This window comes from Bacillus sp. FSL K6-1005 (assembly GCF_038000225.1).
Classification (GTDB): Bacteria; Bacillota; Bacilli; order Bacillales; family Bacillaceae; genus Bacillus; species Bacillus mojavensis.
In genome coordinates, this window is sequence record NZ_JBBOBP010000001.1 from 826,998 (window position 1) to 842,935 (window position 15,938).

General features: G+C 44.5%; 14 protein-coding genes and 1 other annotated feature. Of the genes, 13 read left to right on the forward strand and 1 reads right to left on the reverse strand.

Annotated features, from left to right (window positions below):
* Positions 1 to 9: 9 nt before the first annotated feature.
* From hemL to cotN, 3 genes are all read left to right on the forward strand, one after another.
* Positions 10 to 1,302 (forward strand): glutamate-1-semialdehyde 2,1-aminomutase, encoded by a 1,293-nt coding sequence (gene hemL, locus NST16_RS04120; RefSeq protein WP_340884164.1) that lies wholly within the window; start codon positions 10 to 12, stop codon positions 1,300 to 1,302.
* A gap of 135 nt (positions 1,303 to 1,437) precedes the next feature.
* Entirely contained in the window at positions 1,438 to 3,501 is a 2,064-nt protein-coding gene (locus NST16_RS04125; protein WP_340884166.1) for a LysM peptidoglycan-binding domain-containing protein, read from the forward strand.
* 32 nt (positions 3,502 to 3,533) lie between these two features.
* A complete protein-coding gene (cotN, locus tag NST16_RS04130) occupies positions 3,534 to 4,559 on the forward strand; it encodes a spore coat protein CotN (RefSeq protein ID WP_340884170.1) in 1,026 nt (341 codons plus the stop codon).
* Between the two features lie 19 nt (positions 4,560 to 4,578).
* Here the strand turns inward: cotN and NST16_RS04135 are convergent, their stop codons facing one another.
* Positions 4,579 to 4,770 (reverse strand): hypothetical protein, encoded by a 192-nt coding sequence (locus NST16_RS04135; RefSeq protein ID WP_010335171.1) that lies wholly within the window; start codon positions 4,768 to 4,770, stop codon positions 4,579 to 4,581.
* A gap of 166 nt (positions 4,771 to 4,936) precedes the next feature.
* Positions 4,937 to 5,158 (forward strand) — a binding site (T-box leader).
* 59 nt (positions 5,159 to 5,217) lie between these two features.
* Between NST16_RS04135 and valS the strand changes: the two genes are divergently transcribed.
* The 10 genes from valS to minC all read left to right on the forward strand — a co-directional run bounded on the left by valS (position 5,218) and on the right by minC (position 15,938).
* Positions 5,218 to 7,860 (forward strand): valine--tRNA ligase, encoded by a 2,643-nt coding sequence (valS, locus tag NST16_RS04140; protein ID WP_010335170.1) that lies wholly within the window; start codon positions 5,218 to 5,220, stop codon positions 7,858 to 7,860.
* Between the two features lie 59 nt (positions 7,861 to 7,919).
* Positions 7,920 to 9,212 (forward strand): bifunctional folylpolyglutamate synthase/dihydrofolate synthase, encoded by a 1,293-nt coding sequence (locus NST16_RS04145; RefSeq protein WP_340884174.1) that lies wholly within the window; start codon positions 7,920 to 7,922, stop codon positions 9,210 to 9,212.
* A gap of 140 nt (positions 9,213 to 9,352) precedes the next feature.
* On the forward strand, positions 9,353 to 10,099 hold the full coding sequence (locus NST16_RS04150) for a prepilin peptidase (protein WP_286058229.1): 747 nt from the start codon (positions 9,353 to 9,355) through the stop codon (positions 10,097 to 10,099).
* Between the two features lie 132 nt (positions 10,100 to 10,231).
* A complete protein-coding gene (locus tag NST16_RS04155) occupies positions 10,232 to 11,230 on the forward strand; it encodes an SPOR domain-containing protein (RefSeq protein WP_340884182.1) in 999 nt (332 codons plus the stop codon).
* 150 nt (positions 11,231 to 11,380) lie between these two features.
* Positions 11,381 to 11,950, forward strand: a complete 570-nt coding sequence (locus tag NST16_RS04160; protein ID WP_340884185.1) for a Maf family nucleotide pyrophosphatase — start codon at positions 11,381 to 11,383, stop codon at positions 11,948 to 11,950.
* Between the two features lie 36 nt (positions 11,951 to 11,986).
* A complete protein-coding gene (gene radC / locus NST16_RS04165) occupies positions 11,987 to 12,682 on the forward strand; it encodes a RadC family protein (RefSeq protein ID WP_168748368.1) in 696 nt (231 codons plus the stop codon).
* Positions 12,683 to 12,773: 91 nt separating this feature from the next.
* Positions 12,774 to 13,787 (forward strand): cell shape-determining protein MreB, encoded by a 1,014-nt coding sequence (gene mreB, locus NST16_RS04170; RefSeq protein ID WP_010335164.1) that lies wholly within the window; start codon positions 12,774 to 12,776, stop codon positions 13,785 to 13,787.
* A gap of 30 nt (positions 13,788 to 13,817) precedes the next feature.
* Positions 13,818 to 14,690 (forward strand): rod shape-determining protein MreC, encoded by an 873-nt coding sequence (gene mreC / locus NST16_RS04175; RefSeq protein WP_010335163.1) that lies wholly within the window; start codon positions 13,818 to 13,820, stop codon positions 14,688 to 14,690.
* Positions 14,687 to 15,205, forward strand: coding sequence for a rod shape-determining protein MreD (gene mreD / locus NST16_RS04180; protein WP_340884194.1), 519 nt, complete (start codon positions 14,687 to 14,689; stop codon positions 15,203 to 15,205). Before mreC ends, mreD begins: the two co-directional genes overlap by 4 nt.
* A gap of 52 nt (positions 15,206 to 15,257) precedes the next feature.
* Positions 15,258 to 15,938, forward strand: a complete 681-nt coding sequence (gene minC / locus NST16_RS04185; RefSeq protein WP_168748367.1) for a septum site-determining protein MinC — start codon at positions 15,258 to 15,260, stop codon at positions 15,936 to 15,938.

A 15,938-nucleotide genomic window follows, 5' to 3' on the forward strand; every position in this document is an offset into this window, starting at 1 on the left:
TTGAGGCAGATGAGAAGCTATGAAAAATCAAAAACGGCTTTTAAAGAAGCGCAAAAACTCATGCCGGGCGGTGTAAACAGCCCCGTTCGCGCCTTTAAATCGGTAGACATGGACCCAATTTTTATGGAGCGCGGAAAAGGCTCTAAAATCTATGATATTGATGGAAATGAGTATATTGATTACGTCTTGTCATGGGGGCCTTTAATTTTAGGACACACAAATGACCGTGTTGTAGAGAGCCTTAAAAAAGTGGCTGAATACGGGACAAGCTTCGGGGCCCCGACTGAGGTGGAAACTGAATTGGCGAAGCTCGTCATTGATCGAGTGCCGTCAATAGAAATTGTACGGATGGTCAGCTCGGGAACCGAGGCGACCATGAGCGCGCTTCGTTTGGCAAGAGGATATACAGGCCGCAATAAGATTTTGAAATTTGAGGGCTGCTACCATGGACACGGAGATTCTCTGCTGATTAAAGCGGGTTCAGGAGTGGCAACACTCGGTCTGCCTGACAGCCCGGGCGTACCTGAAGGCATTGCGAAAAACACCATCACTGTTCCGTACAATGATTTAGAAAGTGTAAAGCTTGCATTCCAACAGTTTGGTGAAGATATTGCAGGCGTCATCGTAGAACCGGTTGCCGGAAACATGGGTGTGGTTCCGCCGCAAGAAGGCTTCCTGCAAGGGCTGCGGGATATTACTGAACAGTACGGCACGCTGCTGATTTTTGATGAAGTCATGACTGGCTTCCGGGTCGATTACAGCTGCGCACAAGGTTATTTCGGTGTAACGCCTGATCTGACTTGCTTAGGGAAAGTGATCGGGGGCGGACTTCCTGTCGGCGCTTATGGCGGTAAAGCCGAAATTATGGAGCAAATCGCTCCAAGCGGTCCGATTTACCAGGCTGGTACGCTGTCAGGCAACCCGCTTGCAATGACGGCTGGACTCGAAACATTAAAGCAGCTCACGCCTGAATCATACAAGACCTTTATGAAAAAAGGCGACAGACTGGAAGAAGGCATTTCAAAAGCGGCAGAGGCGCACGGTATTCCGCATACCTTTAACCGCGCAGGTTCAATGATTGGTTTCTTCTTTACAAATGAACCTGTCATCAATTATGAAACAGCCAAAGCATCAGATTTGAAGCTGTTTGCCAAGTATTATAAAGGAATGGCAAATGAAGGTGTGTTCCTTCCGCCATCTCAATTCGAAGGACTCTTCCTCTCGACGGCGCATACTGATGAGGATATTGAAAAAACAATTCAGGCAGCTGAGAACGTATTCGCTGAGATCAGCCGCGGATAAGTACTATCAAAACCGGTATCAAGGATTTCCTTGTACCGGTTTTTTCTGTGCATCCTCATTCATATTTTCCCCAATTCATACATACACCTTTAGTGACATCTAATTTTAAGGATTAGATGAAAGGAGGATATGAACTTGCCGCAAAATCATCGATTGCAATTTTCTGTAGAAGAAACGATCTGTTTCCAAAAAGGACAGGAAGTTTCTGAACTGCTTTCCATTTCATTAGATCCTGATATTAGGGTTCAGGAAGTGAATGATTACGTTTCAATCAGAGGATCGCTTGAACTTACAGGTGAGTACAACATAGATCAAAGCAAAAATTCTGAGGAGTTTTATACTGATAAGCGGTTTGTCGAGGAGGTCAGAACGAGAGAGGATGGAACAGCGGAACTGACTCATTGTTTCCCTGTCGATATTACCATCCCGAAAAACAAAGTCAGTCATTTACATGAAGTTTTTGTGTTTATTGATGCATTTGACTATCAACTAACAGACTCGCGCATCCTTACGATCCAAGCTGATCTAGCAATAGAAGGCCTTCTTGATGACACAGCGGACAGGGAGCAGGACACTCCTCTCTATGAAGCTCCTAGTGAAGGTTTTTCTGAGCCGCCAGAGTTTCTAGTCTCAGAAGCCGAGCCATTTGCTTTAGAAGTAGAGAACAGCGAAGATAGTAAGACGGGAGAAACGCCAGCCGAGGCACCAGAGCTTCATGTCTCGGAAGCGGGGATTCGTGAAGAGCAGGAAAGTGAAGAGGAAGAAGCTGAGCAATCAAAGCCATCTGCTTTGGAGGACAGCGAAGAAATAAAAGCGAATGAAGCGCCAGCCGGGGCGCCAGAGCTTCATGTCTCGGAAGCGAGGCTTCGTGAAGAGCAGGAAAATGAAGAAGAAGAAGCTGAGCGGTCAGAGCCATTTGCTTTAGAGGCGGACAGCGAAGATATAAAGACGGAAGAAGCGCCAGCCGAGGCTCCAGAGCTTCATGTTTCGGAAGCGGGGTTTCGTGAAGAGCAGGAAAATGAAGAGGAAGAAGCTGAGCGGTCAGAGCCATTTGCTTTGGAGGACAGCGAAGAAATAAAAGCGAATGAAGCGCCAGCCGGGGCGCCAGAGCTTCATGTCTCGGAAGCGGGGCTTCGTGAAGAGCAGGCGAATGAAGAGAAAGAAACTGTACGATCAGAATCACCTGCTTTAGAAGCAGAGGGCAGCGAAGATATAAATGCGGCAGAAGCGAAGCAGCCGGAGCTCATTCTTTCAGAGGCAGGGCTTCGTGAGGAAGTGGAGACAATAGAAGCAGCAAAGGCTGCTTCAGGAAGAGAGATCCGCAAAAAAGCAGAGACGGAAGAAGAGCAGGCTGAACTGTCAGAACCGCTTGTTTTAGAGACGGAAAAATCACCTGCTGCAGAGGCTGAGCGTGGAGAAGAAAAAATAGAACAGCGAGATTCTCCTATTCTTGAGCATGCTCGGCGTCAAGAATCACAAGAAACAGAATCGGAGCTATCGGATCACATCGAGCCTGCACTCCGACAGGATGCAGAACAACTGGAGGAAGTCCGGGAAACTGTACCTGAAAACGTTGTTTCTTTAGAAGAAGAAAGCAGAGAGCAGGAGAAAGTGCCAGCTGCACTTTTAAAGGAAGAAGCAGCAGCTCCAACCCTGCATTTTAATCAAAAGATAAGTGCTGAAGAGGAATCTCAGGAAGAAGAGATCACTCCGGCCTATCGTACCTTCCTGCCGGAACAAGATTCAGAAGAGCATTCCTTCTATTCAGCGCCTAAGCTGCTGGAGGAAGAAGAGCAGAAGGAAGAAAGCTTTGAAATTGAAGTGAGAAAAACACCTTCACCTGAAGAACCTGAGGAAGAGACGTCTTTTCATTCTTACCAGCTGCCTGACACTTCCGACCCTGAAAGGAAGGAAACAGATGCTGTTGCTAGGGATGTTCCTGCTGCTCAAACGAAGGAACCTGAAACAAAGGAAAATCATAATTCTCTTTATTTAACAAAACTCTTTACGAGAGAAGAGGATGAGTTTTCTAGAATGAAAATCTGTATTGTTCAGCAGGAAGATACCATTGAACGTTTATGCGAACGGTACGACATTACCTCCCAGCAGCTGATCAGGATGAATTCTTTGGCGCTGGATGATGAATTGAAAGCAGGGCAGATTCTTTATATCCCTCAATACAAAAGCAGCCATGTGTAAGCCGTAAGCGATCGGAAAATGTGGTGAATGGAATGGAAGATGTCCAATCGGTTCTTCAGGAATACGGACTGACGGCTCAATTTATTGAGCCAGTCAGTCCTCGTGTGTGGAAAGTGTATTCAGACTATGGGGTATTTGCGCTGAAAAAAATGAAATCGGTTCGCGGCAGACATTTTACAGATCGAATGGTGGCAATTGAGGAAAAAGGCTTTCATTCATTTGTTCCTATTTACAGAACAAATGGGGGGGAGTTTTTCTCCGGGGGCGTACAAACGGGAGACTCCTATTACTTAATGCCTTGGCTCCAATTTGACCAAGAGGAAGAGCGGGATCAGAAACATGGCTATCTATTTAGAGAAACAGCCCGCCTCCACGAAAGAACTGCGCAAGAAATCAAGGTCAGGCGTGAAGACATTGAACGCCACTATGAACAAACGAGAAAAAAGTGGGAAAATGAAAAGATCATTTATGAACAGTTTGTAGATAGAGCGGAGAAAGAATGGTACCTTTCTCCCTTTGAATTGCAGGCTGTAACCTATTTTTCAGAAACCATTTCCGCTGTAAACTTTGCGCTTGATCGGATTAAGGACTGGTATGAAGCGGCAAAAGAAAAAGGCACCTCAAGGGTTGTCATTAACCATGGCAGCCTGTCTATTCACCATTTTCTGTACAATGATGCAGGAACCGGATATTTTACGAATTTTGAGAGAGCGTCTGTGGGGCCGCCGCAAAACGACTTGCTCGGCTTTTATACACGAATGTTCAGCGGTTTTCCAAAAGCTTGTCCTGAGTGTGTCGATTGGTTTTATGCATATACGAAAGCATTTCCTCTGCATGAGGCTGAAATCAGTCTTTTTCTTAGTTACATGGCTTATCCGGCAGCGGTGTACAAAGTGCTGAACCGCTATCAGACCGGGAAAAGGCGCCGTGAAAAAGATGAATGTACACACTTATTAAAGGCATACTGGCAAATGAAAAATATAGAGCCGTTTGTGATGAAAATTCATCAAATTGAACAAGAGAAAAAATTTCAGGCGGAAAACGAGTCCACGTCTTAATTGGCGCGGACTTGTTTGTTTATATCCATTCCAAATGAAGCGCACAGGCTAAAAAAATCAATAGTGCGAGCAGCAAAACATCAAAGGTTGTCGGAAAGAAAATGGTTCTGATACCCTGGAAAATCGTTATCGGAATAATCACTTGCGCGGATACAAGCCGAATTTGCCTGACCCACGGCGGCAGGGAATAAGAGCTGAAACGTTTCTTCACGGTGCATCCTCCTCTACGCATTTACAAGCATCATATGTATACTTGGTCAATAGGTGCCTGCCCATCTTGTATAAGAAGCAGTATTTTTGGAAAAGATGATTGACGAATCAAAAACACTTTTACTATAATAAAGAACATAAATAAAGAATATAATGAGCTGATAGATACACCTGCTTAGAACGGGAAGAGTACAAGAAAGACGCATGCAGAGAGAGAAGCCGCTTGCTGAAAGGCTTCTTATGTTGTTTGATTGGAAGGTCGCCCGGGAGCACAATTTCTTGAAAGAAGAGTAGAGAAATTCGGGAGACCCCCGTTATCCGTTGAAGCGCATGAACTGACAAGGTTCATGAAAAAAGGTGGTACCGCGAAAGAGCTTTTCGTCCTTTTCCCAAGGATGAAGGGCTCTTTTTTCGTTCTCAGCCATTTTACACATGCTGGAGGGTTATGATGGAAACGAATGAACAAACAATGCCGACAAAATATGATCCGGCTGCGGTTGAAAAAGACCGATATGATTTTTGGCTAAAAGGTAAGTTTTTTGAAGCAGGCAGTGACCAGACAAAAGAGCCATATTCTGTTGTCATTCCGCCGCCAAACGTAACAGGAAGACTTCACCTTGGACACGCGTGGGATACAACGCTGCAAGACATTGTAACAAGAATGAAACGCATGCAGGGCTATGATGTGCTGTGGCTTCCGGGAATGGACCACGCCGGTATCGCGACACAGGCTAAAGTTGAAGCGAAACTTCGTGAAGAAGGCACAAGCCGCTACGATTTAGGCCGTGAGAAATTCCTTGAAGAAACGTGGAAGTGGAAGGAAGAATATGCTGACTTCATTCGCAGCCAGTGGGCGAAATTAGGGCTTGGCCTAGATTATTCCCGTGAGCGCTTTACGCTTGATGAAGGCTTAAACCGAGCGGTTCGCGAAGTATTCGTTAAACTTTATGAAAAAGGCTTGATCTACAGAGGCGAATACATTATAAACTGGGACCCTGCAACAAAAACAGCTTTATCCGACATTGAGGTCATTTACAAGGACGTTCAAGGCGCATTCTATCACATGAGTTATCCGCTTGCTGACGGATCAGGTTCAATTGAAATCGCCACGACACGTCCAGAAACGATGCTTGGTGATTCAGCCGTTGCGGTACACCCTGAGGATGAGCGCTACAAGCACCTGATCGGGAAAACGGTTATTCTGCCTATCACAAATCGTGAAATCCCGATTGTCGGCGATGACTACGTTGATATGGAATTTGGTTCAGGTGCAGTGAAAATTACGCCTGCCCATGATCCGAACGACTTCGAGCTTGGCAACCGCCATAACTTAGAGCGCATTCTTGTCATGAATGAAGACGGCACGATGAATGAAAATGCGCTGCAATATCAAGGCATGGATCGCTTCGAATGCCGCAAAAAGCTCGTTAAAGATTTACAGGAGGCAGGCGTTCTCTTCAAAATCGAGGATCATCTGCACTCTGTCGGGCATAGTGAACGAAGCGGAGCAGTTGTTGAACCTTACCTTTCTACCCAATGGTTTGTGCGCATGCAGCCGCTTGCTGATGCAGCAATAGAATTGCAAGAGAAAGAAGAAAAAGTCAACTTTGTTCCTGACCGCTTCGAAAAAACGTATTTGCATTGGATGGAAAATATCCGCGACTGGTGTATTTCCCGTCAATTATGGTGGGGCCACCGCATTCCTGCCTGGTATCATAAAGAAACCGGCGAGTTATATGTCGGTCTTGAAGCGCCAGATGACAGCGAAAATTGGGAGCAGGATACAGACGTGCTGGATACTTGGTTCAGTTCTGCGCTCTGGCCGTTCTCCACTATGGGCTGGCCTGATCTGACAGCTGAAGATTTTAAACGCTATTATCCGACTGACGTTCTTGTTACAGGCTACGACATCATTTTCTTCTGGGTGTCACGCATGATTTTCCAAGGAATTGAATTTACTGGAGAACGTCCGTTTAAAGATGTTTTAATCCATGGTTTAATCCGTGATGAGCAGGGCAGAAAAATGAGTAAATCTCTTGGCAACGGTGTCGATCCAATGGACGTGATTGACAAGTACGGAGCCGATTCCCTTCGCTATTTCCTGGCGACTGGAAGCTCTCCTGGCCAAGATCTTCGCTTCAGCTATGAAAAAGTGGAATCAACTTGGAATTTCGCCAATAAAATTTGGAACGCTTCTCGATTTGCGTTAATGAACATGGACGGCATGACATATGATGAGCTTGATCTTTCAGGTGAGAAATCAGTAGCTGACAAGTGGATTTTAACGCGTTTAAATGAAACGATCGAAAGTGTGACACAGCTAGCTGATAAATATGAATTTGGTGAAGTCGGCCGCCATTTATATAACTTTATTTGGGACGATTTCTGTGATTGGTATATTGAAATGGCGAAGCTTCCTCTATACGGAGAAGATGAAGCGGCTAAGAAAACAACCCGTTCCATCCTTGCTTATGTTCTGGATCAAACGATGCGCCTGCTTCATCCGTTTATGCCATTCTTAACGGAGGAAATTTGGCAGCACCTGCCTCACCAAGGAGAATCCATTACTGTGAGCACATGGCCTGTTGTTGTGCCTGAGCATACAGACACTGAAGCTGCTGCTGACATGAAGCTTCTCGTTGAGCTGATCCGTTCAGTGCGTAATATCCGCAGCGAAGTAAACACACCGATGAGCAAGCAAGTTGAACTGTACATTAAAGCGAGCACGGACGAGGTCGCAGCCCGTCTCGAAGCAAACCGTTCATATGTTGAACGCTTTACAAATCCGAGCGTGCTGAAAATCGGTACAGATATCGAGGCAGTTGATAAAGCAATGACGGCAGTTGTCACAGGTGCAGAGGTTATACTTCCGCTTGAAGGTTTAATTAATATCGATGAAGAAATCGCCCGATTGCAAAAAGAATTCGATAAGCTGACGAAAGAAGTCGAACGTGTTCAAAAGAAACTTGGAAACGAAGGATTTATAAAAAAAGCGCCTGCGCACGTAATTGATGAAGAGCGTGAGAAAGAGAAAGATTACGTGGCGAAGCGTGACGCTGTTCAAAAACGAATGGCTGAGCTTAAGGGCTAATGAAAAGCCGAGGCGGTTTCTTGAGAAACCGCCTTGTCTTATAAAAGAGGGGATTATCATTGTTTACTGCATATGAAGAAGCGCGCAGCTGGATTCACAGCCGTCTAAAATTCGGAGTGAAGCCCGGTCTTGATCGAATGAAGCAGCTGATGGAGCGATTGGACCATCCTGAAAAGAAAATTCGCGCGCTCCACGTGGCGGGAACAAACGGCAAAGGATCAACTGTTGCTTTTATCCGTTCTATGCTGCAAGAAGCGGGATACACTGTCGGTACGTTTACGTCGCCTTATATCATTACATTTAATGAGCGCATCAGCGTAAACGGCACACCTATTACAGACGAGGAGTGGGTCACACTCGTCAATCAGGTGAAACCGATCGTTGAAGAGCTTGACCAAACTGAACACGGTCAGCCGACAGAATTTGAAATTATGACGGCTTGTGCATTTTTATATTTTGCTGCGTATCATCAGGTCGATTTTGTTATTTTTGAAACAGGTCTCGGCGGAAGGTACGATTCTACTAATGTTGTCGAACCGCTTTTAACTGCCATCACAAGCATCGGTCACGACCATATGAACATTTTAGGAAACACCATTGCAGAAATCGCAGGAGAAAAAGCCGGGATTATTAAAGATGGCATTCCGATGGTGACAGCCGTTACCCAGCCGGAAGCCTTACAGGTAATCCGACATGAAGCTGAACGAAAATCTGCTCCTTTTCAGTCATTGCATGATACATGCAGGATTTATAATGAAGAGGCTCTTCCAGCGGGAGAACAATTTTCTTTTAAAACAGGAGAAAAGTGTTATGCAGATATTCGAACATCTCTCATCGGCACGCATCAAAGACAAAATGCGGCTTTGTCCATTTTGGCTGCCGAGTGGCTTAACAGGGAAAACATTGCTGAAATTAGTGATGCTGCTATAAGAACCGGGCTCGTTAAGGCTGCTTGGCCGGGCAGATTAGAGTTGGTTCAGGAACATCCGCCGGTATACTTAGACGGCGCCCATAATGAAGAAGGGATCGATAAGCTGACTGAAACAATGAAGCAGCGTTTCCCGGATTCCGACATTTGTGTGGTGTTCAGCGCGTTAAAGGACAAGCCGTATCATGACATGATTAAGAAACTGGAAACCATCGCGCACTCGATTCATTTTGCTTCTTTTGATTTTCCGCGTGCTTCACTTGCGAAAGACCTGTATGATGCTAGTGAAATCGGCAGCAAAAGCTGGAGTGAAGATCCGGAGCAAGTGATCAAATTAATAGAAAGCAAAAAAGGCTCAAATGATATCGTGCTCATTACGGGATCACTATATTTTATTTCTGACATTCGAAAAAGAATGCTGTAATGACTTTGTCCCGGCAGAATCAATAATGATATTCTGCCGGGATTTTTTCTGTCAAAATCTAAAATTGCTTATTATAGTTCAATATGCTAACCGTGCTACAATCCATAGCATAATCTAATGAGAGTAAAGGTGTGTTGTCTATGATTCCGATTCTTTTTGTCCTCGGCCTTATCCTCGGTTCATTTTATTACACGGCAGGATGCCGTATCCCCTTACACATGTCCATCATAAACCCTCGTTCGGCATGTTCTTTTTGCCGGAGAACCTTAACTCCGGCAGAATTAATCCCTGTTTTATCTTTTGCTCTGCTAAAAGGCAAATGCAAAAGCTGCGGCCAAAAGCTCTCTCTTATGTATCCAGCGGCAGAGCTCTCGACAGCGTGTTTATTTGCAGCCGCGGGATTTCGTTTTGGTTTGTCTTGGGAACTGATTGTTGCGTTGCTGTTTCTTTCTCTTCTTATCATTGTTTCTGTGACAGATATTCACTTTATGCTGATTCCAAATCGCATATTGCTATTCTTTCTTCCCTTTCTGGCGGCTGGCAGAATCATTTCTCCGCTTTATTCATGGTATGAAGGCTTCATAGGTGCGGCTGCCGGTTTTCTTTTGCTGGCCTTTATTGCCGTCATCACTCATGGAGGAATAGGGGGAGGGGATATTAAATTACTTGCCGTCATCGGCCTTGTGCTTGGTGTGAAAATGCTTGCTGCCGCGTTTTTCTTTTCCGTACTTATAGGAGCATTGTACGGAACTGCCGCTGTACTGTTCGGAAGGCTGGGCAGAAAACAGCCGATTCCCTTTGCACCGGCAATTGCGGCAGGAAGCATTTTCGCTTATTTATACGGTGACTCTATCATTTCCTTTTATGTCAAAATGGCGTTAGGGTGACCGATGAAAAATTTGACGAACGTTTTTTGGACAAGACGACAAAAGTCTTGTTCTTTTTTTTTTCGCCTGTGCTAAAGTGTGTAGCATGAAAAGCCACAAGAACGGTCACACAAATGAAGGGAGGAAGCAGAATTGAAAAAAAGGAAGCAAAAAAAAATCAGTAAAGCGGAAGAAAAAGCCCTTAAGGTGACGATTAATGGAAAAGAAGAAACAGTTTACGAGCAGGAGACACCGAAGACAGAGCAAGAAAAAAACATGACGTTTTCAAATTGGGAGGAAAAGAGAAAGGCGGAGCAGGAGGTTGCAGCCTCCCATGAACATCCTGATGAAGATGAATTTAACTGGGATTCAGAGGAGGATAAGGTGTTTAAAGATGATCCCAAAGTTGTTCCGCCCTATCAAAAGAAAAAATCGAAGCTCTATTCAAAAGGAAAGACAGGGACGGCCAAGCCGGTAAAAAGAGTGGCGGCAACGATTGCCTTTGCAGCGGTTTTAGGCACCGGCTTAGGGTTATTTGCATTAAATATATCAGGCAATAAAGAAGCGTCGGCGCCAGCCTCTTTAGATGCCTCTTTAGGCAGCCAGACGGCAAAAGCAGGAGATACAGCTGCGGAGAAACAAAGCACCGCCGGAGAAAAACAAGCGGCACAAACGGAAGGTACATATAAAACATATGCAGTGCAAGCAGGAAAGTTTTCAAATGAAAAGGGTGCAGAGACGTTAACTGAACAGCTGACTGAAAAAGGATATTCCGCCGTTTCCCTGTCAAAGGATGACGGGTACACGTATGTCATCGCGGGCCTGGCAAGTGATAAGGCTGTATCACAGCAGGTAGGGCAGCTTTTAATCGACAGCGATTTTGAAGCCTGGGGGGGCAAGGAACTATCTTTATCAATAGAGTCGGATATGACAGATCCTTTCAAGAAAACAGCGGAGCTCTCAGCGAAGGCGATCCTCGGAGAAGATATTACAAACGCGAGTGTTGAAAAAATAAAAAATTCGCTTGGTAAAACAGAAGCAGCTGAAACGGGAGAGAAAAAAGCAATTTTGCAGGCGTTAAAGGAATTAGAGGACCCAAGTGCTGAAGCCGGATGGAAGGCTCAGCAGCAGCTTTTAGCCGTAATTAAATAATAGAAAGTGCCTGAGCCTTCGTCCTTAGTGACAGGCTTTTTTTATTTTGTCATGAAAAAGTTATTTTTCTGAAATTGTGGCGAGCCTCGTGATTTGGTAGGATAAATGAGTATCTTTTTTTCTTAAGCAAACCCTGAAAGGATGACGAACATGGCTAAGCCGCTTATACTTGCATCACAATCTCCGCGAAGAAAAGAACTCCTCGATCTGCTTCAGATTCCCTACACCATTATTGTCAGTGAAGTAGAGGAAAAATTAAATCGAAACTTTTCACCTGAAGAAAACGTCCAATGGTTGGCAAAACAAAAAGCTAAGGCTGTGGCCGATCTCAATCCGGGCTCAATCGTAATCGGTGCTGATACAATGGTATGTCTTGACGGTGAGTGCCTCGGCAAACCGCAAGATCAAGAAGAAGCCGCTGCTATGCTCCGCAGGCTTTCCGGCCGGAGTCATACCGTGATAACCGCTGTCAGTATTCAAACCGCAAATCACAGCGAAACGTTCTATGACAAGACAGAAGTTGTGTTTTGGCCCCTCAGTGAAGAAGATATTTGGACTTATATTGAAACAAAAGAGCCGATGGATAAAGCAGGTGCTTACGGCATCCAAGGAAAAGGCGCACTTTTTGTAAAGAAAATAGACGGAGATTATTATTCAGTCGTAGGGCTCCCTATATCAAAAACAATGAGAGTTCTGAAGGATTTTGATGTAGAAGCCTGACGGTTTTATAAACGGGAAGGGAAAGAAAAGGAGGGCTTGATCATACACGATCTGCCATTTAAACTCAAAGATTTCCCAAAGAAAGAAAAGCCTAGAGAACGGCTGCTGAAAGTCGGAGCCGAGAACTTAGCAAACAACGAACTTTTGGCTATTTTATTGCGGACAGGCACAAAGAACGAATCTGTTATGAACCTTTCAAACCGGCTTCTGCGCTCGTTTGACGGGCTGCGCCTGCTGAAAGAAGCTTCAGTTGAGGAACTGTCCAGCATCCCGGGAATCGGTCTGGTGAAGGCTGTGCAAATACTGGCAGCAGTTGAACTGGGAAGCCGTATTCATAAATTAGCCAATGAAGAACATTTTGTAATCCGCTCCCCGGAAGACGGCGCAAATCTGGTCATGGAGGATATGCGCTTTTTAACCCAGGAGCATTTTGTCTGTTTATATTTAAATACAAAAAACCAAGTCATCCATAAACGCACTGTTTTTATCGGAAGTCTGAATTCATCTATTGTCCACCCTCGGGAGGTATTTAAAGAAGCGTTCAAACGATCTGCCGCTTCCTTTATTTGTATCCATAATCATCCTTCGGGGGATCCGACGCCGAGCAGGGAAGATATTGAAGTGACAAGACGGCTGTTTGAATGCGGAAACCTGATTGGCATCGAGCTGCTTGACCATTTGGTGATTGGCGACAAAAAATTTGTGAGTTTAAAGGAAAAAGGATATTTGTAACACTTTTTTTTTCGTCGAATTAAGCTATAATAGAGTTTATGAGTTTTTCCCTTTAGGGTATTTTTGCTTTAAGAAAGGAAGATACATACATATGTTTGGAATTGGTACAAGAGACCTTGGTATAGATCTTGGAACTGCGAATACGCTTGTTTTTGTAAAAGGTAAAGGAATTGTTGTGAGGGAGCCGTCAGTCGTCGCGCTGCAAACGGATACGAAATCGATTGTTGCTGTCGGAAATGATGCGAAAAATATGATCGGACGGACGCCTGGAAACGTAGTGGCTCTTCGCCCGATGAAAGACGGCGTTATCGCTGATTATGAAACAACGGCTACCATGATGAAATATTACATTAATCAGGCCATTAAAAATAAAGGCATGTTTGCCAGAAAACCTTATGTGATGGTTTGTGTGCCATCTGGCATTACTGCGGTTGAAGAGCGTGCGGTTATCGATGCGACAAGACAAGCCGGAGCGCGTGACGCGTATCCGATCGAAGAGCCGTTTGCTGCGGCTATCGGCGCCAATCTCCCGGTTTGGGAACCGACTGGAAGCATGGTTGTTGATATCGGGGGCGGAACGACAGAAGTTGCAATTATTTCCCTCGGAGGTATTGTAACATCTCAATCCATCCGCGTTGCCGGTGATGAAATGGACGATGCGATTATCAACTACATCAGAAAAACATACAACCTGATGATCGGGGACCGCACTGCTGAAGCGATTAAAATGGATATCGGCTCTGCTGAATCCGCAGAAGAATCCGATAAAATGGAAATCCGCGGCCGTGACTTGCTGACAGGTCTGCCGAAAACGATCGAAATTACCGGGAAAGAAATTTCTAATGCTTTGCGTGACACGGTGTCAACCATTGTAGAGGCAGTGAAAAGCACACTTGAAAAAACACCGCCTGAGCTTGCCGCAGATATCATGGACAGAGGTATTGTGTTAACCGGCGGCGGAGCGCTTCTTCGTAATTTGGACAAAGTCATCAGCGAAGAAACAAAAATGCCGGTCCTTATCGCTGAAGACCCGCTTGATTGTGTAGCGATCGGGACAGGAAAAGCACTGGAGCACATCCATCTTTTCAAAGGAAAAACAAGATAATCGGGAGTTCAATAGAAGAGGTGTAACACGATGCCGAATAAACGGTTAATGCTATTACTTCTGTGTATTATCATATTGGTGGCTATGATTGGATTTTCGCTGAAGGACGGCCGTAATACCACCTGGCCTGAGAAACTGATCGGTGATACGACGGGAGTATTTCAAAACATTTTTCATACGCCTGCCGAATTTTTTGCAGGGATATTTGAGAACATTAGTGATTTAAAAAACACATACGAAGAAAACGAGCGTCTGAGAGAAAAGCTTGACGGGCAAACAAAATATGAAGCCAAGCTTCAAGAACTTGAGGACGAAAACAAATCCCTGCGTGACGAACTCGGCCATGTGAAATCAATAAAAGATTACAAGCCGATTTTGGCGACAGTCATTGCCAGAAGCCCTGATAATTGGGCGAAACAAGTGACCATTAACAAAGGGACACAGCAAAACGTAGCGAAAGATATGGCGGTAACGAACGAAAAAGGCGCATTAATCGGGAAGATTAAAAGCTCAGGCCTTAATAACTTTACGTCTACGGTCCAGCTTTTAAGCGATACTGACCGTAATAACAGAGTCGCAACAACCATTTCCGGGAAAAAAGGCAGCAAAGGCTACGGTTTAATCGAAGGCTATGATAAAGACAAAAAACGGCTTAAGATGACCATAATCGAACGCAAGGATAAACAAGACGTGAAAAAAGGCGATCTGATTGAAACGTCAGGCACAGGAGGCGTATTTCCAGAAGGGCTGACAATCGGTGAAGTGACTGAGATCGAGTCTGACTCTTATGGATTAACGAAAGTTGCCTATGTAAAACCTGCGGCTGATCTTTCAGATTTAAATAATGTGATCGTTGTTAATCGTGATGTACCGACTGTCGATACAGAGGAGGAAGGATCGTGAAACGTTTCCTTCTCCCTTTCGTTATGATGTTGGTTTTTTCGGCGGAAAGCATTTTTACTGATCTGGTGCATTTCCCGTTTGTTACGGATGACCAGGTGCTCGTCCCGCGTTTTCTGATGCTTGTGCTGATTTTTATGTCGGCTTTTATCAATCAAAAACACGCAGTGATCTACGGTTTTATTTTCGGCTTTCTATATGATATGAATTATACAAGTCTATTAGGTGTTTATATGTTTGGCGTTGCGGGGCTAAGCTATTTGGCGTCAAAAGCGTTTAAAGTGCTGCACACAAACGCTTTTGTCGTCATCCTGATTGCTGTTCTCGCTGTTTGTCTGCTAGAATTTTATGTGTTCGGTATTCAGTCGCTGATTCACAAAGACATTATGACGTTTAATGGCTTTGTGCTAGACCGGTTTATACCGACAGTTTTATTAAATATGATAAGCGCACTCATCCTGGTTCTCCCATTTAGATTATTTTTTATGAGTCTAAAGAAAGAATTGAGAGATGAGTAAAAAGGATTTTATCTTTTTTTGACGAAATGAGTATGTTGTTGAGGTGAATATTGTGAAGACCAAAAAGCAGCAATATGTAACGATAAAAGGAACAAAGAATGGTTTGACATTGCATCTTGACGATGCATGTTCTTTTGATGAGCTTCTCGATGGTCTTCAGAATATGCTGTCAATTGAACAATATACAGATGGAAAAGGCCAGAAAATCAGCGTTCACATTAAGCTGGGCAATCGATGCTTATATCAGGAGCAAGAGGAACAGCTGACCGAAATAATTGCGTCAAAAAAAGATTTGTTTGTTCATTCTATTGAGAGTGAAGTCATTACTAAAAAAGAAGCACAGCGTATGAAAGAGGAAGCGGAAATTATTTCTGTCTCAAAAATTGTCCGTTCAGGCCAAGTGCTCGAGGTGAAGGGCGATTTGCTTCTGATCGGAGATGTGAATCCGGGCGGGACAGTCAGAGCCGGCGGAAACATTTTTGTTCTGGGTTCGCTAAAAGGAATTGCCCACGCCGGATTTAACGGAAATAATCATGCGGTTATTGCTGCCTCTGAAATGCTGCCGACACAGTTAAGAATCAATCACGTGTTAAATCGCTCCCCAGACCACATTCAAAAAGGGAACGAAATGGAATGTGCTTATTTAGATACAGACGGAAATATGGTCATTGAACGCCTTCAACATTTGGCTCATTTAAGACCTGATCTAACAAGGCTTGAGGGAGGAATGTGA